Origin of the sequence: Siminovitchia sediminis (genome assembly GCF_042680885.1) — a bacterium.
Classification (GTDB): domain Bacteria; phylum Bacillota; class Bacilli; order Bacillales; family Bacillaceae_C; genus Siminovitchia; species Siminovitchia sediminis.
Window position 1 is genome coordinate 46,412 of the sequence record NZ_JBHUEO010000026.1, and the last position, 21,006, is coordinate 67,417.

The following is a 21,006-nucleotide window of genomic DNA, read 5'->3' on the forward strand; positions in this document are numbered from 1 at the left end:
ACATAAGTTCCCTGGAGTTAAAAAGGGAGGGAGGAAGGAAGTTGAAAGTTGATTACAGCCGGCTGCCAAATGCCAATATCTTGTGTATTGATATGAAAAGTTTTTATGCCAGCTGTGCAGCGGTGATGGAAGGGCTGGACCCGCTGGAATGCCACCTGGCCGTTGTGGGTAATCTGCAGCAGCCCGGCAGTGTGGTGCTGGCTGCTTCTCCCCGTATGAAAAAAGATTTTGGGATCAAAACGGGATCGCGGCTGTTTGAAATTCCCAAGGATGATCGTATTTATCTTGTGGAAGCGAAGATGAGCACATTTCTGCGGATCTCGACGGAAATCACCCGGTTGTTGCACCGCTATGTTCCGATAGAGGCCATTCATATATACAGCGTGGATGAAAGTTTCCTCAAATTGGACGGCACGGATGGCTTATGGGGAGATGCTCATACAGTTGCGGAAAAAATCAGGGATGATCTGCTGCGCGAATTTCAGCTCACTTGCTCTGTTGGCATAGGCCCCAATATGCTTTTATCAAAAGTATGTCTTGATCTGGAAGCGAAAAAAACCGGGATTGCCGAATGGTCTTATGAAGATGTCCCGAAAAAGCTGTGGCCGGTTTCTCCTCTTCGCAAAATGTGGGGGATCGGAAGGCGGATGGAGAGGAGACTGAACAATCTGGGTATCTTTACTGTTGGCCAGTTGGCTGCCTACGACCGTGAACGGCTTGAAAAACAGTTTGGCATCATGGGGACGCAGTTATATTACCACGCGTGGGGAGTAGATTTGTCGGAGCTGGGGGCCCCTATCATGGACGGGCAGATCAGCTTTGGAAAAAGCCAAATTTTATTGCGTGATTACGAAAATAAAGATGAGATCATCATTGTGATGCTGGAAATATGTGAAGAAGTGGCGCGGCGAGCGCGGGAGCATCGAAAAGCGGGGAGAACGATCAGTCTCGGGATCGGCTACAGTGAAAAAGAGCTTGGAGGCGGGTTCCTCCGTTCAAAAACCATGGAAGAACCGACAAATGTAACGATGGACTTGTATCAAACATGCCTGGAGCTGTTTGAAACCCATTATACAGGGAAAAGTGTCCGGCAAATTTCTATTTCACTTTCTAATATTGTAGAGGATGATACAGTGCAGCTTAGCTTATTTGAGCCGAATAAGGTACGGGAAAGGGAACTTGGGTATGTCATGGACCATATTCGTCATCGGCATGGCCCGGCCTCTTTACTCCGGGCGGTTTCTTATACGGAAGCCGGGACGGCCCGGAAAAGAGCTGCACTCGTAGGCGGACATAAAGCATAATGGTTTCCCTGTAAGCCGGTTTGAAAGGGAGGGGCGAGATGAAAGACCGTGGCAGAATCAAGTGGAATTCATTGATGCTTCCGGAGCACGTCAAAATGCTCCGGGAATGGGCGGAAGAAGAAACTTGGACAGAACAAAAGCAGCTGGATGAGCAGAAACTTGAAATACTTGATGAGACGGCAGCGGAGGCGATGGAATTCGGAAAACACGTCCAGATTACATATTTTGATACGAACAGTTATAGGGAATTGACGGGTACAATCCACTACTTCGACTATTTGCAAAAGGAATTTCGGATGATTGATCAATCGGGACACGTCCGGCTGGTTCCACTAAAGAAAATTCAACAGATCCGAATGATTGATTAGAAGGAAGGACACGGGTATGTAAAAGGGAACCTGAATTGAGGTTCCGCTTTTTTGTTTATATACCTCTTCCTCCTATTCTGCATTTCCAAAATATTATTTTTCAAAATTGCAAAGTGTATTGCAGCAGTGACTGTCTGCTTATGTAAAAACTGACGTCGTATGAAGAAAGGCTGACTCTCTTTTGTAGGATAAATAAAGGTTGCCGCCACTCCATAAAGAAAAATAGGTCTTGCGACTGATGTTGGTATGCTTTTTGCGATATGGTATTGCATCAGGAGCTTGAAAGCCCTTGATGTAAGCGTTTGCTGATAAGTGAAGGGGGCGAGAAAAACAAAAGATGCAGTTCAAAGGGTGGATAACAGTAAAAAAAGAGAGGGGAAGTCAATGTGACGGAAGTGATAAGTAAGAATGAAAAGATAGGAAAAAAGGAGAAGAAGGAAGATTACGCGTTAGAGCGGGTGCCGGAACATTACCGAATGAACTGGTGGAGCATCACCAATGTAACCCTTGGGGTTGCTACAGCTATGCTGTTCATGCAAATGGGAAGCTTGATGACAGTAAGTTTTGGAGCAGTAAATGCCCTGCTCGCTGAAATTTATGCCACTATCGTTGCAGGGATTTTAGGGATAGGGATTGCTTATATCGCAGGAAAATCAGGGTTAAATGTGAACTTGATGGCCAGAGGCGGAGGATTTGGTTATATCGGAGCGTCCATTACTTCACTGATTTACGCTTTAAATTTCATTATGTACTGTGCGATCGAAGGAGCGATTATGGCTTATGCGGTTCACGAATTTATCCCCAGCTTACCCGTTTGGGCTTTAATGATTTTTTTTGGTTTTGCCGTAGTCCCGTTTAACTGGTTTGGGGTAAAGCAGCTCGATAAACTGCAAAAGTGGACGCTTCCGCTGTTTGTTATTTTGCTGGGTGCCGGAATGGTTGCAGCTGCCAGAATCGAGCCGGCTTATACAGGCAGCCTCTGGGGAGTGCTGCCGGAAGGAATGGCTGTAGGCGGGGCATCACTGATTACTTGCATCGGCATTATGAATGGATTAGTAGGAATTATTGCATTGCTTATTTCGGATTATGCCCGTTTTATCAAACCCGGCCAATTTAAGATGGGAGTAATTATGGTGGGCTTCATCCCTGCACTCGTCTGTTTCTTTATCATGGGATTAATTGGAATTTGGTTTGGTGCCCGTTTTATGCAGGAAAACCCCGGAATTTATTTTGTGCAACTAATAGGAGTTTTTGGTGCTCTATTCACCATCCTGACTCAATTGCGGATTAATATTACGAACCTGTACAGCGGCTCGCTTTCATTAGCCAACTTTTTTGAGAATGTGTTCCATTTCAAGCCAGGCAGAAACTTCTGGGTATTCTTTACAGCCACTGCGGCCGTGATCTCTATGTTATTGGGCGTAATGGATCATCTTGGTCCGTTGCTTACATTCCAAGGAGTATTTTTATTTGCCTGGGCTGCCATAGTGATCTGTGATGCATTTATTGTAAAAAAGGTCTTGAAGATCGGACCGGATTATTTCGAATACCGTCAGGCATATTTATACGCCTGGAATCCGGTGGGGGTTATTTCCCTGATCATATCCAGTGTAGTCGGAACCATTGCCGCTTTTGGATGGATGGGCAGCTTTCTGGAAGGATTTGCAGCATTCTTTGCAGGAATCATCGCTTTTATTTTGACGATCGTGCTGGCAATGGCCACCCAGGGAAAATATTATCTTAAAAAAGAAGGACAAGACGCTATGCCACGAGCAAATTAAATAAGGATGGATATACACGCGGGGGAGCAGGTTCCCCGCGTGTTGCTGTTAGTTGGCGATGTATGGGAAAACCACTGAACTTCTCATGGGCAGCTGACCCAAGAATGGAGATCAAAAAACAAAGATTACGGCAGAAACTTCGGGGGAAGATTAAAAGAAGATGGATGTTCAATGATGGTGATGCAACGGTATATTTTGATATCTGAAACGAGAAGCCCAATAAAGTCTCTACAATCCATTCAACCGGCTTATGCTTGATCCGCTTTGACAGAGTCAAACCTGCCTTTATGGGAGGCATCGCAAAATAAGCTTGATTCCGGACCATCCTCATCTTCACAAAGAAATGGATTTTGTGGCTTGAGTTGGTTTTCCGTCATGAATCTGCTCACAATGACCTGCGATGTGGACAGACCATTGTCCAGATATCCATCCGCAATTTGCTTTCCCGTTGCTGACCTCCTTAGCTGTAAGATCTTCTCCATAGCAAGCGGTGGCAAACCGGAAAGCATGTATCCCAATCAGTTAGAAAGGAAGAGATCACATGGTACAAATCAAATTAACTGCACAAGCGGCTGAACAGATAAAAAAAAAGCTTGCGGGCAGGGACCTCGATGTAAAACTGCTGTATGATATGGATGGCTGTTCCCTCAGCGGCACTCCCGTACTCCGGCTTGCAGACAAGCAGGAAAGAAGGAGTGATGAAGTTTCTGTAGAAACAAACGAAATTCCTGTAAGGGTGGAAGAGTCAAAGCTGCTATATTTGGATGACAATCTTGAAATAGACTTTTCCGAACAAAGCTACGCCTTTCAATTGTCCAGCCCCAATGAAATTCTGAATGGGAGGATGAGCTTGCTGGATTAATCTGATTGCCGGGACAGTCTGTAATAGCCCGTTTCAATGGGGCGGGAGATTTTGGGAGCGATCACATCAATCGCACGGGTAAGCCGGTCCAAATGAATACCAGTTTTGACTCCCATACGTTCCAGCAAATAGACAACATCCTCAGTCGCTACATTGCCGGTTGCGCCCGGTGCAAAAGGACAGCCGCCAAGACCGCCTGCAGAGGCATCAAACCGGTCAACGCCCGCTTGCATGGCAGCCACAATATTGGCCAAGGCTGTCTTTCTGGTATCGTGGAAGTGAGCCGTAATCAAGAGATCCGGAAGCTCGTTTTTTATTTTTGAAAAAAGGGAAAAAGCCTCCGTCGGCACAGCCATGCCAATCGTATCTGCAACGCTCAGTTCATCCACACCTGCTTTCGCAAATTCGTGGCATAGCGACAATGTATCAGTTTCCGCCACTTTCCCTTCATAGGGACAGTAAAAGGCTGTGGAAATACAGGCTCTGATGAAATAATTTTTCTCCTTTAGGTCTGAAAGAAGAGGCCGCAATTCATTCATACCTTCTTCTGTAGTTTTATTAATATTTTTCTCGTTAAATGTGTTGGTCACACCTACAAAGACAGCGATCGCCTTAGAGGGAGTTTCCAAGGCTCTATCGATCCCGCGGCGGTTGGGTGCCAGGACGTAACTGCGGATCCCTTCAGGAACGGCAAGGGCCACTTCTTCGGCATCGCGCATTTGCGGTACCCATTTGGGCGAAACGAACGAAGTGATTTCCATTTCTTGAATTCCGGCAGCTGCCAACTTCTGAATAAATAATTTTTTCACTTCAGTGTCCACAAAATTTTGTTCGTTTTGGAGTCCGTCCCGAGGTCCTACTTCGATAATGACTGCTTTTTCTGGCAGGTTCAATGATATCCTCTCCTTAGCAAAAGAAGCCGGACCCTGCTGTCCGGCTTCTAAAAGTGTTCTATATAGTTTATTTTAAACTAAGCAATTTTTGCTTTAATTCGTTTTCCATTGTGATCAGTTCCTGCTCTGCCTGAGCTCGCTTATTCCTGCCTTCCTGCTGGATCTTTATGGTCTCCTCGAGCGTTGAAATTAAGTTGGACTGTGTTTTTTTCAACGTTTCAATATCAACGAGCCCCCGTTCACTTTCACGTGCAGATTCCAATGTGTTGGATTTCAGCATTTCGGCATTTTTTAGAAGCAGATCGTTGGTTGTTTTAGAAACTTGTTTTTGGGCTTCTACTGCCTGCCGCTGACGGAAGAGGGAGAGGGCAATAGCAATTTGGTTTTTCCAAAGCGGGATGGCGGTTAAAATGGACGTTTGAATTTTTTCCGCCAATGCCTGGTTTGTATTTTGAATCATTCGGATTTGCGGAGCACTCTGAATGGTAATTTGACGGCTGAGCTTTAGGTCATAAAGTCTCTTTTCTAGCCGGTCGGCAAATTGGATCATATCATTGACATCCTGATATGCCATTTGATCTCCTGAATTTTGCGCCTTTTTCTGTAAAGCCGGTATCGTTTCGTTTCGAATTTCTTCCAGCTTCAGCTCACCCGCAGCGATAAAAATGTTCAGCGCATGGAAATAATCTTTGTTTTTTTCATACAGCTGCTCCAGCATCTGTATATCCGACATCAGAACGTCTTTCGACTGATTGAGTTTAACACTGATCCGGTCAATTTGTGCCCCTGTCTTCTGATATTTGGACATCGTTTCCTGAATAGAGCTTGTAATTTTTCCGAACATCCTTGAGAAAAAGTTCTTTTTTTCGGGAGCCAATTCTTCAGGATTAATAGACTTCATTTTGCCCATCAAGTCATTAAGGATATCGCCAATCGGCCCAATATCTTTATTTTGAACATGTTCCAGCATGGAGCTTGAGAAGTTCATAAGCTGTGATTGGGCCTGTGTCCCATATGAAAGAATAGCCTGATGGTTTGCAGGGTCAATCTGCTTGGCAATATCCAAAGCTCTTTGCTTACTTTCGGCTGGAAGGGCATCCACAAGCTTCACAGGTTTGGGAGCAGGTGCCTCCTGTGATTGCGGTTGCAGGGCGAGCTCTTGCTCCCCAAAAGGATTATTGAGCAAATCATCCAGTCCATCAGAAAATTCGTCTTTTAATACCCTTTCATTCGTCGACTCACTCATTTTTTGTGCTCCTTTCTTCATCTAAGGGGTGGTATTCCAATTTTTTCAAGGAATGCCTGGCGACATCTAATTCAAATTGAAGATCATCCACATCGGATGACAAAACCTGGTAGATGTCTTTTTTGATAGATTGATTCAAATCTTCCAGCGTATGCTGTGTTTCTTTCAATGATAGATAAATCTGGTCGTTTTTCACAGGCTGGGATGCAAGCCTGGCATATCTTTCGGAAATCTCTACGACTGAATCAAGATGATAGAAGAAGAAGCGCTCTGATTGGTAGAACTTCCGAGGATCTTTATTTACAATCGAATACATCCTTTTTACAAGTTTATTCAATTCATACAGCTGTTTAAAGGCACCCATCGAGCGGACTGAAAGAAAAGACTTTTGAAGCCGGGCCATTTTCTTTTTCGCATCCTGCAGGTTTCTTTGAATATAGGCATACTCTTTCCTTGTCAGTTTGTATTTCTTTAAAAATCGGTAATCTGTCACGGCTTTCAACCCAAAAAACGTCAAGGCACCGGCCAAGGCGGCTATACCCGCAGAGGAAAGGAACCCCATATCAAAGCCTAAAAACAAAATGAGCCATATAAGAACTGCTTCAGCAGTTGTAAACATCCCCATAACGAAAGAATAGAACGACTTCAAGCAGCATCCACTCCTCTTTATACTTGCTTTATACTTTTTATACGAATGTCAAACGTATAAGTTTCGCTATTTTCATTATAAGGAATTAAAGACGTGATTGAAAGCAGGAGTATGCCCACCGCTTGGAATGAACAGGCAAAAAGGAGGAATCCAGAAAATTTGGGGATTTCCATTGTGGACGTTTTGAGGGAAAGCTAAGCCCCTTCGCAGTATAGGTGGCGGCAAGCCAACCATGTTTCTGCCTGAGGGCCAACAGAAAAGCCAAACTGCCTATCTTCAAGGAAAAGCCTGTAATCATAGACTTTTTTCTGAACGGGGCGGTGATTCGAAGAAGACCTCATGCTTTTTAAAAACTTGAACTAAAAAACGCCGGACGCGGTATTTCAGTCCAGGCGCTTATTTGTTTTTCATTCTCCATTTATTAAACTCCAAAAATTCCCGGAATTCCTCTTTGGAGATTCCGGAAGACATTGCTTCCCGAACAAGCTCTTCCCAGCCAGGGTCCAGCTCTATATCAGCGGACTCTCCATGCAATAACACATGGGCAGGCACATCCAATACAGCCGACAATTTTTCCAGGATTTGAATGGACGGATTGGATTGAATGTTGCGCTCGATCGAACTTAAATAGGATTTGGCAACTCCTGCTTTCTCAGCCAATTCTGATAAAGATAATTTTTTTTGCAGCCGATATTCTTTAATACGTTGACCAATCATGATAAAGTCACCTACTCTTTGCTCATTATAGCATGGTATTGAAATGTATGAATAGAGCAAATTTCACGATAATCATTATGTACTATACCTTCTACCGGAAGAATTCTCTTGCATTTATCAATCAGATCCCTTAGGCCATAAAGATTAGAGGCACCCCATCCGTTTTAACATCCTCTTGTTTATCGTTCTGTTTTTTTTATTTTTTTATAGCTTTGTAATTATCCGGCATGCTTGCAGGTCATCGGATAGGGGGAAATGATGCATATTTCATGAATTCTATTATAAAGGAGTAACAGGTAAAATGCATGCTGAAACATGATGAACCTTGTACACGCTTAATGAATCAGTAACGAAGCAGGAAAAATATCATTTGCTGTTTTCATATGAGTTCCTGCTTCGTGCAGGATATCCTGTCACATACGAAAAAACAGAATGCAGTGATTGGGCAGCAGCCGGCGCCTGCCTGGTACCGCACGGCTTCATCTGCTTTCTTGTGTCTGCCAAAGTGCCTTCTCCATTATTGTCCCGGTTTACAGCTCATTTCTATCAGCGGTGGTTCAAATAGCGCGATTCTTTGGTCACCATTGTCAGAAAGGCTATTTCTTCTTTAGAAAGAGGAGGAGAGTAGACTGCCCGGACATTGTCTTTAACTTGCTCAACCGTGCTTGCACCTATGACAACAGCGGCAACAGCTTCATGGGCTAAGTTAAATTGCAGGGCAATCTCGTTTAAGGATCGTCTGTCATCCAGCATTTTCGCCTGAATGCTTTCAATCAGTTCCTTTAATTCAGCAGAGGAATAATCAAGAAATTGTTTTCCTTCCCATTGTTCTGTTTTTTTCCCCAGCATCTTGTCACTCAGTAATCCTTTGGCAACGGAACCTCTTGTCACGATACTGATTTGCTTTTTCGCCAATAAAGACATGATTTCTTCGGGACGGCGGTCCAGCAGGCTGTATTGCATCATCACGCTGATCATCGACGAACGATCTGCATACTCCCTGATCACATTCGGTCTAATGGAGGAAATGCCATAATATTTAATAAGGCCTTCAGATTGTAATTCCTCGAAAGCTTCGATCGTTTCATCAATGGGATCGTCAATGGTCCCACCATGAAGCTGATATAGATCTATATAATCTGTCTGAAGACGCTTTAAACTGCTCTTAACTGCTTCTTTAATATATTTTTTGGAAGGATCCCAGTGCCATCCGTTTTTGTCTTGATTCCATCGGTTTCCTGCCTTGGTGGCAATCACTACTTTCTCTCTTACAGAAGCAAGAGCTTTTCCGACTATTTTTTCATTTACTCCATAGTCATATAAATCAGCAGTGTCAAAATAATTGATTCCTTCGTTAAACGCAGTTTGGATGATTTTCTCAGCCTTGGCAGTTTCAGTGCCAAGCGACATGCACCCGAGGCCCATTTTAGAAACTGACAAATCGGACCTTCCAAGATTTCTTTTTTCCATTCAACCCTCACCTTCCCAATTACAGCGCAGTGTTTGCGCTTTTGATTGCTGCCTCTATTTTATCTGAAGGCGGACGGCTGATTCAACGATTGTGAAAAGTGTTGATCCACTCTTGGACCGTTCGGTGCTCTTTTGCATATTTTTTTAATAGAGCCCGGACTTCCCAACTTTTCCCTGTCAGTACAATACAGTTTTTTCCCACTTTTACTGTCATGCGGATCCCTCCCTGATGTATGGTAAAATGTATGAGTATCAGGAAATGAATTAGAACAGGAGCTGGCCTTCATGAAGAAATTTGAAGAAAAAACAATCCGTTCAAAGCCTATTTTTAATGGAAAAATTATTACTGTTCAGGTAGATGAAGTAGAGCTGCCTGACGGGAAAAGATCTAAGCGTGAAATCGTCCATCACCCTGGGGCTGTTGCTTTGATTGCTCTGACGGAAGAAAATAAAATCGTTATGGTTGAACAATATAGAAAGCCCTTAGAAAGGTCGCTGCTGGAAATACCGGCGGGAAAGTTGGAGACAGGAGAGGAGCCGGCCGTAACGGCAGAAAGAGAGTTGGAAGAAGAAACGGGATATCAAGCAGGCAAACTCGAATATATTACTTCCTTTTATACATCTCCGGGATTTGCGAATGAAATCATTCATATATACTTAGCCAACCAATTGTCCAAGATCAAAAACCCTGCAAAAACTGATGAAGATGAATTTGTTGAGCTTACCGAGCTCACACTTGAAGAAGCCGTTGACTGTATGAAAAACAAACGTATCTGCGATGCCAAAACGGTATATGCCCTGCAATACTTGCAATTGCTGGAGAGAAAATAATGAGGAATTATTTTGCAGATCTTCATATTCATATCGGCCGAACGTTTGCGGGAAAACCGGTTAAAATAACTGCAGCCAAAGATTTAACTTTGACCAATGTTCTGCAGACAGCCAAATTCCCCAAAGGTATCGATATTGTTGGGATCATTGACTGTCATTCCCCTGAAGTCATGATTGAAATGGAACGTCTATGCAACAATGGCCGTCTCGTCGAATTGGAAGAAGGCGGATTCCGCTTTGAGGATGAAGTCACTCTGATTCCGGGTATAGAAATGGAAGTCTTTGATGAAAACTGCTGCGGTCCTATCCATTTGTTGGCTTATTTTCAAGGATTTTCACAGTTGAAGGAGTTTTCCTCCTGGATTTCAAGGCGGGTGAAAAATATTCACCTCAGCACCCAGAGAGTGTATGAGTCGGCGGGAGTTATTCAGGAAAAAGTTCATTCATTGAATGGACTTTTTATCCCCGCGCACGTCTTTACTCCTTTTAAGAGTCTTTATGGAAAAGGGGTCAGGCATTCCTTGGCAGAAGTACTGGAACCCGGTGGCATAGACGGAGTGGAATTGGGTTTAAGCTCTAATACAGAAATGGCGGATCAAATTGAAGAACTTCACCCTTATACTTTTGTTTCTAATTCAGATGCCCATTCCCTTCCCAAGATTGCCCGTGAATATCAGAGGTTGACATTGGAGAAACCAACATTTCAAGCTATTAAAAAAGCCCTGCACAAACAGGACGGCCATCAAATTGATGCCAACTATGGCTTGAATCCATTCTTAGGAAAGTATTACCGGACAGCCTGTTCCAAATGTTTTACGTTGAAGCAGGGGGAAAATTGCCATGCATGCGGTTCTGTAACCTTTACTAAAGGAGTATCCGAACGGATTGCAGAGCTGGCCCATCAAGGAAGAGCGGGGAATGGTCCTCCGAAACGGCCCCCCTATATTCATCAAGTACCGCTTGAGTTTTTGCCCGGGCTTGGTCCCAAAACAATGAATAAGCTTTACGATTATTTTGGAACCGAGATGAACATCCTCCACCGGGTTTCCGAGAAAGAATTGAAGAATGTTGTAAAAGAAAACCTGGCGGAATTAATTATCAAAGCACGATCAGGAGAATTGGAGCTGCGGAAGGGCGGCGGAGGGCGATATGGAAAAGTTGCAAAATGATAGAAGTGTCCTTCCAAATAAAATGATAGAGTAAATCAAGCTTTCAGTCATACACCATTTCTTTTCCTCATATGATGTAACAATCGCAGGACAGGAGGAAACAGCATATGCGGAAAAGAGTGTATACCAATTATATTGCAAAGCACATTCAATCCTATTCTCCCATCTACTCATTTATTATGGTATTGTTTGTCATGGGCATTATTTTCGGGGCAGTGATCGTTAATAGTCTATCCGTGGTTCAAAAGGAAGATCTATTCTATTATTTAACGCATTTCTTTGGACAAGTTGCGGATGGCAAAACTGGATCGGCAGAAGAATTATTAAAGCTCAGTTTCTTTCATAATGTCAAATTTACAGGGTTAATGTGGATATTGGGCATTTCCATTATCGGGTTTCCCTTGATTTTGATTCTTCTTTTCCTGAAAGGGGTAGTTGTCGGCTTTTCCGTAGGTTTTTTAGTAAACCAAATGGGCTGGCACGGGTTATTGCTCGCTTTCGTGACACTATTGCCCCAAAATTTGTTGTTTATCCCTGTTTATATATTTATAGCGGTCATTTCAACCGCATTCTCAATTAAACTGATGAGAAAAATTTTTATCAGGCAGGGGTTCTCCTTTTATTTTGTACCTGAATTTGCACGCTACTCTTTATCCTTTATTGCAGCTATGGCTGTGATAACACTGGCTGCAAGCATTGAAGCGTTCGTTGCTCCTGTACTGATGAAGTCCATTATCGTTTCCATATCTTCTTAATATTTTTGGGTGCGTTCGTCTCCCTGTAATTATAATCATTTTAATTTGATTATTATTCGAAATCTGCTATAATAAAATGCATGGTGGCGAGGGAGGAACGTTTGATGGAAAGTCGGATTAATCGGATAAAAAAACAATTGCATTCCGCAAGCTATAAGCTCACTCCCCAGCGTGAAGCCACGGTTAGGGTGCTGCTTGAACATGAAGACGATCATTTAAGTGCAGAAGATGTCTACCTGCTTGTGAAAGACAAATCTCCGGACATTGGTCTCGCAACCGTCTATAGAACCCTTGAACTGTTGACTGAATTAAAAGTGGTTGACAAAATTAATTTTGGTGACGGGGTTTCAAGATATGACTTGAGGCAGGAAGGTGCGGATCACTTTCATCATCACTTAATTTGCATTGAATGCGGAACAGTGGATGAAATACAGGAAGATCTGCTCGGAGATGTTGAAAAGATTGTTGAACATGATTTTAATTTTAAAATCAAGGACCACAGGCTTACGTTTCATGGAATCTGCTGGCGGTGCCACGATAAAGTGGAAAATGAACAAAAAGAAATGGCTTCCAGCCAGGAATAAACGACACTCATCCTCACTGTAAAGGATGGGTTTTTTGTTTGTTATTAAGATTGGTTTGAGAAATGTTAACCGAACATGTTCGAACAGCATCCCGGGGCTGCAATCATGAATGAAATGTTTACCCCCTATAGTACTGCTTTTGGCTGTTCATATTCTATGATACTTAACAATCATGTTCGGTGGCTCTCAAAACATCATGCCCCTAAAACATGACACTGCGGTTTAATTCATGTATAAAGTTGGACAACTTTTGCATATCATGTATTACTGGTACAAAATTGTCCGACTATATGAAAAGGGTTTGATAACTTTGAGAAACATGGCAAGTATGGTGTTTCAGGTGCTGAGAGTATTTATTCTTTTTGCGATATGCACAATCATGTTCTACTATGGTATGATATGGGTTAGCCAAGAGTACGAGAACTACCGAAAATACGATGAGCCAAAAGGAACGGCAGTCAAAGTGATGCAGCAGGACCATGATGAGGGGAACGATTGGGTTTCGCGCCTGTTGTTGTTTTATTTAAATGGGGAGTAGAGAAAAATGAAAGATCGTCTGCAAGATTTTATTCATTTTATGGTGATTGAAAAAGGATTATCTCAAAACACTGTCAAAGCATACGAAAGAGATCTGGCAAACTACTTGGAATACATACAAAACATGTTGGACATTCATCAATTTGATAATATTACGCGTATGCACATCATCCAATTTCTGGCGCAGCTTAAATCAGAAGGAAAATCCAGCAGAACTCTTGCCCGGCACATAGCTTCCATTCGGTCATTTCACCAGTTTCTTTTACGTGAAAAAGCAGCAAAGCAGGATCCTACCCTTCATATTGAAACACCGCAGCAGGAGAAAAACCTGCCAAAAGTGCTTTCGCTTGCTGAGGTGCAGTCTCTCTTGGAGGCACCTGATCTGACTTCCGTATTGGGGAAGAGGGATAAGGCTATGCTGGAACTTTTATATGGAACAGGAACCCGGATCAGTGAGCTGCTGGACTTAAACTTGGATGATCTTCATTTGGGCATCGGCTTTATCAGATGCAGGGGAAAAGGAAATAAAGAACGTATTATCCCGATTGGCTCAGAAGCTATTCAAGCAATGGAGGTATATCTTCAAGAATCAAGGCCAAAGCTGCGGAAAGATAAAAACCCGACAGATGCATTGTTTTTGAATCATCATGGAAACAGGCTGACAAGACAAGGATTCTGGAAAAATTTAAAAAAACTGACTGCAAAGGCTAATATTCAAAAAAAGTTAACACCTCATACCTTCAGGCATTCGTTTGCCACTCACCTTCTCGAGAATGGTGCAGATCTGCGTGCTGTTCAAGAAATGTTGGGGCATGCAGATATTTCAACTACTCAAATTTATACCCATGTGTCCAAATCACGATTAAAAGATGTTTATAAGCAATATCACCCTCGTGCTTAGCCGCTTCATAAAAGCGGTTTTTTTACCGTCTTTAAAAGGGTATGATACCTTTAGGGAAATATAAGGTTGTGTATGGAGGGATGATAATGGAGAGTTCACAATATAAGAGAGTCCATGTTATTGTGCTTGATTCTGTCGGAATAGGTGAAGCACCTGACGCAAAAGATTTTAATGATCTGGGTGCAGATACCCTCGGAAATATTGCAGAGAAGGTCAATGGACTGAAAATGCCGAATATCGGGAGACTTGGATTGTCAAACATAAAGGAAATCAAAGGGATTAAAAAAGCGGAAATCCCCCTTGCTTTTTATACAAAAATGCAAGAGGCTTCCCGGGGCAAAGATACGCTGACAGGTCATTGGGAAATTATGGGTCTCATTACAAGTCATCCGTTTAAAGTATTTCCCAATGGCTTTCCTGAATTATTGGTTACAAGGCTGGAAGAAGCTTCTGGAAGAACAGTGATTGGCAACGTACCGGCAAGCGGTACGGAAATTATTGAGAGACTGGGTCCCGAGCATATGAAAACCGGAAGTTTAATTGTTTATACTTCTGCGGATTCCGTTTTGCAGATTGCTGCCCACGAGGATATCATTCCTCTTAATGAGCTGTACCACATCTGCGAACAGGCCAGAGAGCTGACAAGGAACGAGGAGTTTAAGGTTGGGCGGGTGATTGCCCGGCCATTCGCAGGAACTCCGGGTCATTTCCACCGGACCGGAAATCGCAGGGATTATGCATTGAAGCCATTTGACCGCACTGTTATGAACGAGCTGAAAGATCGGAATTTTGATGTGATAGCGATCGGGAAAATTTATGATATTTATGATGGTGAAGGTATTACACAATCGATGAGAACAACATCAAATATGGAAGGAATGGATCAGCTTGTCCGAGTGATGGATGAAGATTTCATAGGACTTAGTTTTACAAACCTGGTGGATTTTGATGCGAAATTCGGCCATCGCAGAAATCCGGAGGGATATGCGGAGGCATTGGAACAATTTGATGCTCGGATTCCGGAGATTTTAGACAGGATGCGCACTGATGATTTATTGATCATTACAGCGGACCATGGAAATGATCCAACTCATCATGGAACGGACCATACAAGAGAATACGTGCCTTTACTTGTGTACTCTAAGCGGTTTAACAAAGGGAAAGAGCTTCCGGTCCGAAAAACATTTGCCGATGTCGGTGCAACGATTGCTGATAACTTTGGCATTCGATGGAATGGGGCAGGGGACAGCTTTCTCCCCTTATTGACCACTGATAGCTAAGAAGGAAAGAATTCATGACTATATCTGAAGACCAGGGTGTCAGGCCCGGGTCTTTTTTTTATTTTAAAGTATAAAAAAACCCTTCCGGGACAGAATGGTGATAGTTGGTAATCATTACCGTTTTTACTAAAAATATGGAGGGGTTAGGATGAAAAGGCCAGCTGTTTTCTTATGTTCTTTTTTGCTCATATTTTCTCTAATAACACAGCCCGCTTTAGCTGAAGAGAAGGAAAAGGAACTGGCGGATGATTCAAAGTCAGCCATTTTAATAGAAAGGGATACAGGGACCATTTTGTACGATAAGAACAGCCATGAAAAGCTTCCTCCTGCATCCATGACAAAAGTGATGACGATGCTGCTGATTATGGAAGCGCTGGATAGCGGACAGATTTCGATGGATGAAAAAGTTCGTACAAGTGAGTATGCTGCTTCCATGGGCGGGTCACAAATTTTTCTGGAGCCCGGGGAAGAAATGACGGTAGAGGAAATGCTGCTGGGCATTGCTATTGCATCTGCCAATGATGCTTCCGTAGCAATGGCCGAAAAGATTGCCGGGACAGAGGAAGCTTTTGTCGCCAGAATGAATGAGCGGGCAAAGGAGCTAGGGCTTAAAAACACAAAATTTCAAAACCCGACAGGTTTGTCAGCCAAAGACCATTACAGTACGGCACATGATATGGCGATTATGGCAAAAGAGCTCCTTAAATATGAGGGAATTACTGATTTCACAAAGCAATACGAATCTTATTTAAGGGAGGATTCGGATAAGAAGTTTTGGCTTGTCAATACAAACAAGCTTGTCCGCTTCTATCCAGGAGTAGACGGCCTGAAAACAGGATTTACGAGCGAAGCAAAATATTGTCTGACTGCAACGGCCAAAAAAGACGGGATGCGCGTGATTGCTGTCGTATTCGGAGCACCCACATCGAAAAGCCGAAATGCGCAGATTACTAAAATGCTGGATTATGCATTTTCCCAATATTCCTCTCATTCATTGTATAAAAAAGGAGAGAACCTTGGAAAAGTGAAAGTAAGCAAAGGACATGTAAAAGAGATCCACGCGCAGACCAGTGAACCGATCTCTATTTTGACAAAAAAAGGCGAAAAAATCACAGACTATTCTACTGAAGTAAAACTGAATAAAAATATTAAAGCACCTGTTAAGAAGGGGGATACTGTCGGCAAAATCATCATTCAAAAAGATGGAAAGCAGCTGGCTGAATCCGAATTAATTGCTGGAAAAAACGTCAAAAAGGCATCTTGGTGGCAGCTGTACAAAAGATCGTTTGGTCTGTTTACTCAAGCGAAATGATGAAAATTCCATAAGATTAGCGAATCACTTCTAGTTTTGTCATGAAGAAGGATTCGAGTGCATGGGTGTAGAATCACTCCCTATACGATTCATAAGGAGGCCATGCATGTGGGGTTAAGTATTGACATAGAAGTGATGGAGGACGTTTTATGTATCCGTCTTTCCGGAGAATTGGATCATCATACATCTGAAGATTTACGCAGCAGAATTACGGAAGCAATTGAAAAACATGATATTATGCATCTCGTCTTAAATCTGGAGAAGCTGACCTTTATGGACAGTTCAGGACTCGGTGTGATCCTTGGAAGATACAAGCAAATTAAAATGAGACAGGGAGAGATGGTTGTGTGTTCCATTTCTCCCCCAGTCAAACGGTTATTTGAAATGTCCGGTCTATTCAAAATCATCCGTTTGGAGTCTTCAGAAAAATTTGCACTTGAAAGATTGGGGGTTGCCTGATATGAGAAACGAGATGCAAATTCAATTTAGTGCACTCAGCCAAAATGAATCCTTTGCAAGGGTTACAGTTGCCGCGTTTATTGCACAGCTGGATCCAACTCTCGATGAAATGACTGAGATCAAGACCGTCGTATCAGAAGCTGTTACCAATGCCATTATACACGGGTATGAGCAGAATCCTGCCGGAATTGTTACTATTTCAGCTGTAATCGAAGATGGAAAAATCGACTTGGTGATTAAAGATACGGGTGTCGGTATTTCAGACATTGATGAAGCCAGGCAGCCGTTATTTACCACAAAGCCGGAAATGGAACGGTCAGGAATGGGGTTTACCATTATGGAAAACTTTACGGATCACCTGGAAATCCAATCCGAGCCAGGGACAGGCACAACGATACGTTTAATTAAGTATGTAACGAAAAATAAAGCGTTGTGCAATTAAGGAGCCGCGCCTATGGATGTGGAACTTAAGAAAGACTCAAGCAAATCGTTTTTAACGGATGAAGAGGTGAAAGAGTATATCAGAAGAAGCCAGGATGGAGATCAGGAAGCGCGGGATCTTCTCGTGGAAAAAAACATGAGACTCGTTTGGTCTGTCGTTCAGCGCTTCTTAAACAGGGGTTACGAACCGGATGATCTATTCCAGATTGGAAGCATTGGACTGTTAAAATCTGTTGATAAGTTTGACCTCTCCTATGATGTGAAATTCTCCACTTATGCTGTTCCTATGATTATTGGAGAAATCCAGCGGTTTATCCGGGATGATGGTACGGTGAAGGTAAGCCGTTCCTTAAAAGAACTAAGCAATAAAATTAGAAGGTCAAAAGATGAATTGGCAAAAAACCATGGCAGGGTACCAACCGTATCGGAGATTGCGGAGTATTTGGAAGTCCCGGTGGAAGATGTTATTTTGGCACAAGATGCAGGGCGCACGCCGGCATCGATCCATGAAACTGTGTATGAAAATGACGGCGATCCAATTACCTTAATGGATCAGCTGTCGGATCATAATGAACATAAGTGGTTTGATAAAATCGCTTTGGAGGAGGCTATCAGAGATCTGGATGAGCGTGAGCGCCTCATTGTTTATCTGAGATATTATAAAGACCAAACGCAGTCTGAGGTAGCTAAGAGACTGGAAATTTCACAAGTGCAAGTTTCCCGTCTTGAAAAAAAGATATTGGAACAAATGAAAGATCGCATGGATACTTCCTGAACGGGAAGATCCATGCGATTTTTTATGTTTACATGCATGGCCGGAACAACAATGTAGCATACTATCTCATACACAAATGATGCAGGAAGTGGAATGATGGAGAACTCAATCTATCTTCAAATGAAACACCGATTGAAAATAAAAAGGGGCGATATATTAAAGCTCCAGGACATAGCTCATATCATTGTTCCTGAAGGGTTGAAGGACCTGCATGAAATCACGGTACTGAAAAATACATCTAACATTGAAAAAAAATTTTTTGTACTGGATGTCATTTCAGTTGTCCGTAAAATAAAGCGGCGTTATCCTGATGCAGACATTCAAATTATTGGACCGACTGAAACGATTTTTGAAATGGAAGAGCAAAGAAAAAAAGCTTCGCCGCTGTTATTTGCCCTTGTCTGGCTTTTGCTGTTTATCGGATCAGGACTTGCAATTATAAACTTTCATGAGGAAACAAGCATGCAGGCCATGCATCAAAAGATTTATTGGATGATGACCGGAAAGATGAACTCGACTCCCTATATTGTTCAAATTCCTTATTCGTTGGGACTTGGAGTTGGGATGGTTTTATTTTTTAACCATGTTTTCAAAAAAAGAATCAACGAAGAGCCCAGTCCGCTGGAAATTGAGATGTTTAATTACCAGCAAGATTTGGATCAATATGTAGTTTTGAATAAGCATAAAGAAAGCGCGAAATATCATGACGATCCTTAAATCGATTGCGGTGATCTTCGTCGGGCTTTCCGGCGGGATTGCTGTAGGAATTGGCTTTGTCGCCTTTTTAACTGTTCTTGGTATCATCCCGCGCCTGACGCAGCTCACAAAAACGGGTGAGTATATTCATGTTTATGAATGGGCGGTTATATTCAGCGTCGTTTTGGCAAGTTTTGCTGATCTAAATAATATATCCGTTCCGGTTGGAGCTGCATTTTTGATTCCTGTCGGATTTGCCAGCGGGATGTTTATAGGTATGCTTGCTGCTGCTCTTACAGAGGTTTTGAATGTACTGCCCATTATGTCGAAAAGAATAGGAATGGACGGTATGTTAATTACTTTATTAATGGGACTGGTACTCGGCAAACTGGTGGGTTCGTTGTTTCAATGGCTTTTTTTCGCCAATTATTAAAGAGCCTCTGGAAAGGAGTTGCTTGAATGAAAAATCAGGCCGAAAAGAACTTTAAGGAGATTCCGGAAGATCTTGATGTTTTGGAGAAATATTATGAAGAAAGAGTGGGGCTGGGAACCAGCTTTGATATTGGTATCCGAAAGCTCGTCATTTTGAAAACAAACATTCACTTTTACTATGTCAACGGGCTTTGTGATACCGCTTTTATCATAGAGTTGATCAAAGAGCTTGTGGAGTTAAACGAACGGGAAAAGCCTGCCAAAAATGTATTTGATATCGTACAGAACAGGCTCGTTCATGAATCAGTGGAAACAGCAAAAACAATAGATGAAATGACTGATCAGGTGTTGTCGGGCTTATTGGCCATTGTGGTAGAAGGTGAAAAGCGCGCAATTATTGTAGATGTCCGGAGTTATCCGGGCAGGACCCCGGAAGAGCCGGATACTGAAAAAGTTGTCAGGGGATCCCGGGATGGCTATGTTGAAAATATTATCATGAATACTGCCCTGACAAGACGGCGGATCAGAGATGAAAATTTACGGTTTGAAATTTTCAAGGTAGGCGAAAGATCAAAGACTGACATTGCCATCGGTTATATTGAGGATGTTGCCAATCCGCAGTTAATCGAAACGATTAGAAAAGAAATTAAAGAAATAGATATTGATGGTATTTCCATGACCGATAAAACTGTCGAGGAATATTTAATGAAGCAGGGATACAATCCCTATCCGCTTGTCAGGTATACGGAAAGGGCGGATGTGGGGGCGATGCATCTGCTCGAAGGCCATGTGTTAATTTTTATAGATACATCTCCCAGTGTCATGATTGCGCCTGCCACTTATTTTCACCATGTTCAGCATGCCGAAGAATACCGCCAGTCCCCTGCTGTTGGGACATTTGTCCGATGGACAAGATTTCTTGGAATTTGGGCTTCTATCTTTGTATTGCCATTGTGGTTTTTGTATTCAATCGAGCCTTCTCTGCTTCCGGAGAACCTTTCGTATATTGGTCCCAATAAAGAATCGGATGTCCCTTTAATCGTCCAGCTGCTGATTGCGGATTTGGGGATTGAATTTCTGAGGATTGCAGCCATTCATACACCTACACCGCTTTCAACCGCCATGGGATTAATTGCCGCTGTATTAATCGGACAGATCGCGGTAGATGTCGGCTTATTCCACTCTGAAGTGATCCTCTATGTATCCGTTGCGGCCATAGGTACATTTGCCACCCCAAGTTACGAGTTAAGTGTGGCTAATAAAATGATTCGAATGGGCTTGCTCATCTTGGTCGCCTTGTTTAAAGTACCGGGGCTTATTGTGGGCATCACAATTTATATCTTATATCTGGTGTCTTTACGGCCTTTAAATGCGCCTTATATGTGGCCGTTGCTTCCGTTCAGTCCGAAGGCTTTTCTACACATTCTGATCAGGCGTTCAGTGCCTGGAAGTATCTTGCGGCCAAGCATAGTACACCCGCGGAATCGTTTTCGCCAGCCGCATAACAAGTCATAAGACCATTGCAGAAATGCACCAATTATGAT

General features: G+C 42.8%; 25 protein-coding genes. 19 read left to right on the plus strand and 6 right to left on the minus strand.

The window, feature by feature from the left end:
* The first annotated feature begins 92 nt into the window (after window positions 1-92).
* The 4 genes from ACFSCZ_RS10025 (at window position 93) to ACFSCZ_RS10040 (ending at window position 4,315) form a co-directional block, all read left to right on the plus strand.
* Window positions 93-1,304 carry a Y-family DNA polymerase gene (locus tag ACFSCZ_RS10025; protein ID WP_380773886.1) on the plus strand — a complete coding sequence of 404 codons (1,212 nt, stop codon included), beginning with the start codon at window positions 93-95 and terminating at the stop codon, window positions 1,302-1,304.
* Between the two features lie 38 nt (window positions 1,305-1,342).
* Window positions 1,343-1,672, plus strand: coding sequence for a YolD-like family protein (locus ACFSCZ_RS10030; RefSeq protein ID WP_380773787.1), 330 nt, complete (start codon window positions 1,343-1,345; stop codon window positions 1,670-1,672).
* A 386-nt stretch (window positions 1,673-2,058) separates the two neighbouring features.
* Window positions 2,059-3,453 carry a purine-cytosine permease family protein gene (locus ACFSCZ_RS10035; protein WP_380773788.1) on the plus strand — a complete coding sequence of 465 codons (1,395 nt, stop codon included), beginning with the start codon at window positions 2,059-2,061 and terminating at the stop codon, window positions 3,451-3,453.
* Between the two features lie 541 nt (window positions 3,454-3,994).
* On the plus strand, window positions 3,995-4,315 hold the full coding sequence (locus ACFSCZ_RS10040; protein WP_380773789.1) for an iron-sulfur cluster biosynthesis family protein: 321 nt from the start codon (window positions 3,995-3,997) through the stop codon (window positions 4,313-4,315).
* Here ACFSCZ_RS10040 and ACFSCZ_RS10045 read toward each other — a convergent pair.
* The 4 genes from ACFSCZ_RS10045 to ACFSCZ_RS10060 form a co-directional block, all read right to left on the minus strand.
* A complete protein-coding gene (locus ACFSCZ_RS10045) occupies window positions 4,312-5,214 on the minus strand; it encodes a hydroxymethylglutaryl-CoA lyase (RefSeq protein ID WP_380773887.1) in 903 nt (300 codons plus the stop codon). The two genes, ACFSCZ_RS10040 and ACFSCZ_RS10045, sit on opposite strands and share 4 nt — an antisense overlap.
* A gap of 61 nt (window positions 5,215-5,275) precedes the next feature.
* Window positions 5,276-6,454, minus strand: coding sequence for a toxic anion resistance protein (locus ACFSCZ_RS10050; RefSeq protein ID WP_380773790.1), 1,179 nt, complete (start codon window positions 6,452-6,454; stop codon window positions 5,276-5,278).
* Complete coding sequence (locus ACFSCZ_RS10055; RefSeq protein ID WP_380773791.1) at window positions 6,447-7,103, minus strand: 5-bromo-4-chloroindolyl phosphate hydrolysis family protein; 657 nt, start codon at window positions 7,101-7,103, stop codon at window positions 6,447-6,449. Before ACFSCZ_RS10055 ends, ACFSCZ_RS10050 begins: the two co-directional genes overlap by 8 nt.
* 396 nt (window positions 7,104-7,499) lie before the next feature.
* A complete protein-coding gene (locus tag ACFSCZ_RS10060; RefSeq protein ID WP_380773792.1) occupies window positions 7,500-7,820 on the minus strand; it encodes a helix-turn-helix domain-containing protein in 321 nt (106 codons plus the stop codon).
* A gap of 370 nt (window positions 7,821-8,190) precedes the next feature.
* Between ACFSCZ_RS10060 and ACFSCZ_RS10065 the strand changes: the two genes are divergently transcribed.
* Window positions 8,191-8,385, plus strand: coding sequence for a hypothetical protein (locus ACFSCZ_RS10065; RefSeq protein WP_380773793.1), 195 nt, complete (start codon window positions 8,191-8,193; stop codon window positions 8,383-8,385).
* Here ACFSCZ_RS10065 and ACFSCZ_RS10070 read toward each other — a convergent pair.
* Both ACFSCZ_RS10070 and mciZ read right to left on the minus strand, forming a co-directional pair.
* A complete protein-coding gene (locus tag ACFSCZ_RS10070) occupies window positions 8,367-9,290 on the minus strand; it encodes an aldo/keto reductase (protein WP_380773794.1) in 924 nt (307 codons plus the stop codon). The two genes, ACFSCZ_RS10065 and ACFSCZ_RS10070, sit on opposite strands and share 19 nt — an antisense overlap.
* An 82-nt stretch (window positions 9,291-9,372) precedes the next feature.
* Window positions 9,373-9,504 (minus strand): Z-ring formation inhibitor MciZ, encoded by a 132-nt coding sequence (gene mciZ / locus ACFSCZ_RS10075; RefSeq protein ID WP_380773795.1) that lies wholly within the window; start codon window positions 9,502-9,504, stop codon window positions 9,373-9,375.
* A 71-nt stretch (window positions 9,505-9,575) separates the two neighbouring features.
* Here mciZ and ACFSCZ_RS10080 point away from each other — a divergent pair, with 71 nt between their 5' ends.
* The 14 genes from ACFSCZ_RS10080 to ACFSCZ_RS10145 all read left to right on the plus strand — a co-directional run bounded on the left by ACFSCZ_RS10080 (window position 9,576) and on the right by ACFSCZ_RS10145 (window position 20,977).
* Window positions 9,576-10,121, plus strand: a complete 546-nt coding sequence (locus ACFSCZ_RS10080) for an NUDIX hydrolase (protein ID WP_380773796.1) — start codon at window positions 9,576-9,578, stop codon at window positions 10,119-10,121.
* Entirely contained in the window at window positions 10,121-11,290 is a 1,170-nt protein-coding gene (locus ACFSCZ_RS10085; protein ID WP_380773797.1) for an endonuclease Q family protein, read from the plus strand. The genes ACFSCZ_RS10080 and ACFSCZ_RS10085 overlap by 1 nt, the downstream gene beginning before the upstream one ends.
* 107 nt (window positions 11,291-11,397) lie before the next feature.
* Window positions 11,398-12,045 carry a stage II sporulation protein M gene (spoIIM, locus tag ACFSCZ_RS10090; protein ID WP_380773798.1) on the plus strand — a complete coding sequence of 216 codons (648 nt, stop codon included), beginning with the start codon at window positions 11,398-11,400 and terminating at the stop codon, window positions 12,043-12,045.
* Window positions 12,046-12,149: 104 nt separating this feature from the next.
* A complete protein-coding gene (gene fur / locus ACFSCZ_RS10095) occupies window positions 12,150-12,629 on the plus strand; it encodes a ferric iron uptake transcriptional regulator (RefSeq protein ID WP_380773799.1) in 480 nt (159 codons plus the stop codon).
* Window positions 12,630-12,948: 319 nt separating this feature from the next.
* Complete coding sequence (locus tag ACFSCZ_RS10100) at window positions 12,949-13,167, plus strand: YqzK family protein (protein ID WP_380773888.1); 219 nt, start codon at window positions 12,949-12,951, stop codon at window positions 13,165-13,167.
* 6 nt (window positions 13,168-13,173) lie between these two features.
* A complete protein-coding gene (gene xerD / locus ACFSCZ_RS10105) occupies window positions 13,174-14,067 on the plus strand; it encodes a site-specific tyrosine recombinase XerD (RefSeq protein ID WP_380773800.1) in 894 nt (297 codons plus the stop codon).
* An 86-nt stretch (window positions 14,068-14,153) separates the two neighbouring features.
* Window positions 14,154-15,347: a phosphopentomutase gene (gene deoB, locus ACFSCZ_RS10110; RefSeq protein ID WP_380773801.1), complete on the plus strand. Its 1,194-nt coding sequence runs from the start codon at window positions 14,154-14,156 to the stop codon at window positions 15,345-15,347.
* Window positions 15,348-15,495: 148 nt separating this feature from the next.
* Window positions 15,496-16,659, plus strand: coding sequence for a D-alanyl-D-alanine carboxypeptidase family protein (locus ACFSCZ_RS10115; protein ID WP_380773802.1), 1,164 nt, complete (start codon window positions 15,496-15,498; stop codon window positions 16,657-16,659).
* 108 nt (window positions 16,660-16,767) lie between these two features.
* Window positions 16,768-17,118, plus strand: coding sequence for an anti-sigma F factor antagonist (gene spoIIAA / locus ACFSCZ_RS10120; protein ID WP_380773803.1), 351 nt, complete (start codon window positions 16,768-16,770; stop codon window positions 17,116-17,118).
* 1 nt (window position 17,119) lies between these two features.
* Window positions 17,120-17,560, plus strand: coding sequence for an anti-sigma F factor (gene spoIIAB / locus ACFSCZ_RS10125; protein ID WP_380773804.1), 441 nt, complete (start codon window positions 17,120-17,122; stop codon window positions 17,558-17,560).
* A 12-nt stretch (window positions 17,561-17,572) separates the two neighbouring features.
* Window positions 17,573-18,334, plus strand: a complete 762-nt coding sequence (sigF, locus tag ACFSCZ_RS10130) for an RNA polymerase sporulation sigma factor SigF (RefSeq protein WP_380773805.1) — start codon at window positions 17,573-17,575, stop codon at window positions 18,332-18,334.
* 93 nt (window positions 18,335-18,427) lie between these two features.
* Window positions 18,428-19,051 carry a stage V sporulation protein AA gene (locus tag ACFSCZ_RS10135; protein WP_380773806.1) on the plus strand — a complete coding sequence of 208 codons (624 nt, stop codon included), beginning with the start codon at window positions 18,428-18,430 and terminating at the stop codon, window positions 19,049-19,051.
* Window positions 19,038-19,463, plus strand: a complete 426-nt coding sequence (locus tag ACFSCZ_RS10140) for a stage V sporulation protein AB (protein WP_380773807.1) — start codon at window positions 19,038-19,040, stop codon at window positions 19,461-19,463. The genes ACFSCZ_RS10135 and ACFSCZ_RS10140 overlap by 14 nt, the downstream gene beginning before the upstream one ends.
* A gap of 26 nt (window positions 19,464-19,489) precedes the next feature.
* Window positions 19,490-20,977 carry a spore germination protein gene (locus tag ACFSCZ_RS10145; protein ID WP_380773808.1) on the plus strand — a complete coding sequence of 496 codons (1,488 nt, stop codon included), beginning with the start codon at window positions 19,490-19,492 and terminating at the stop codon, window positions 20,975-20,977.
* Window positions 20,978-21,006 lie beyond the last annotated feature (29 nt).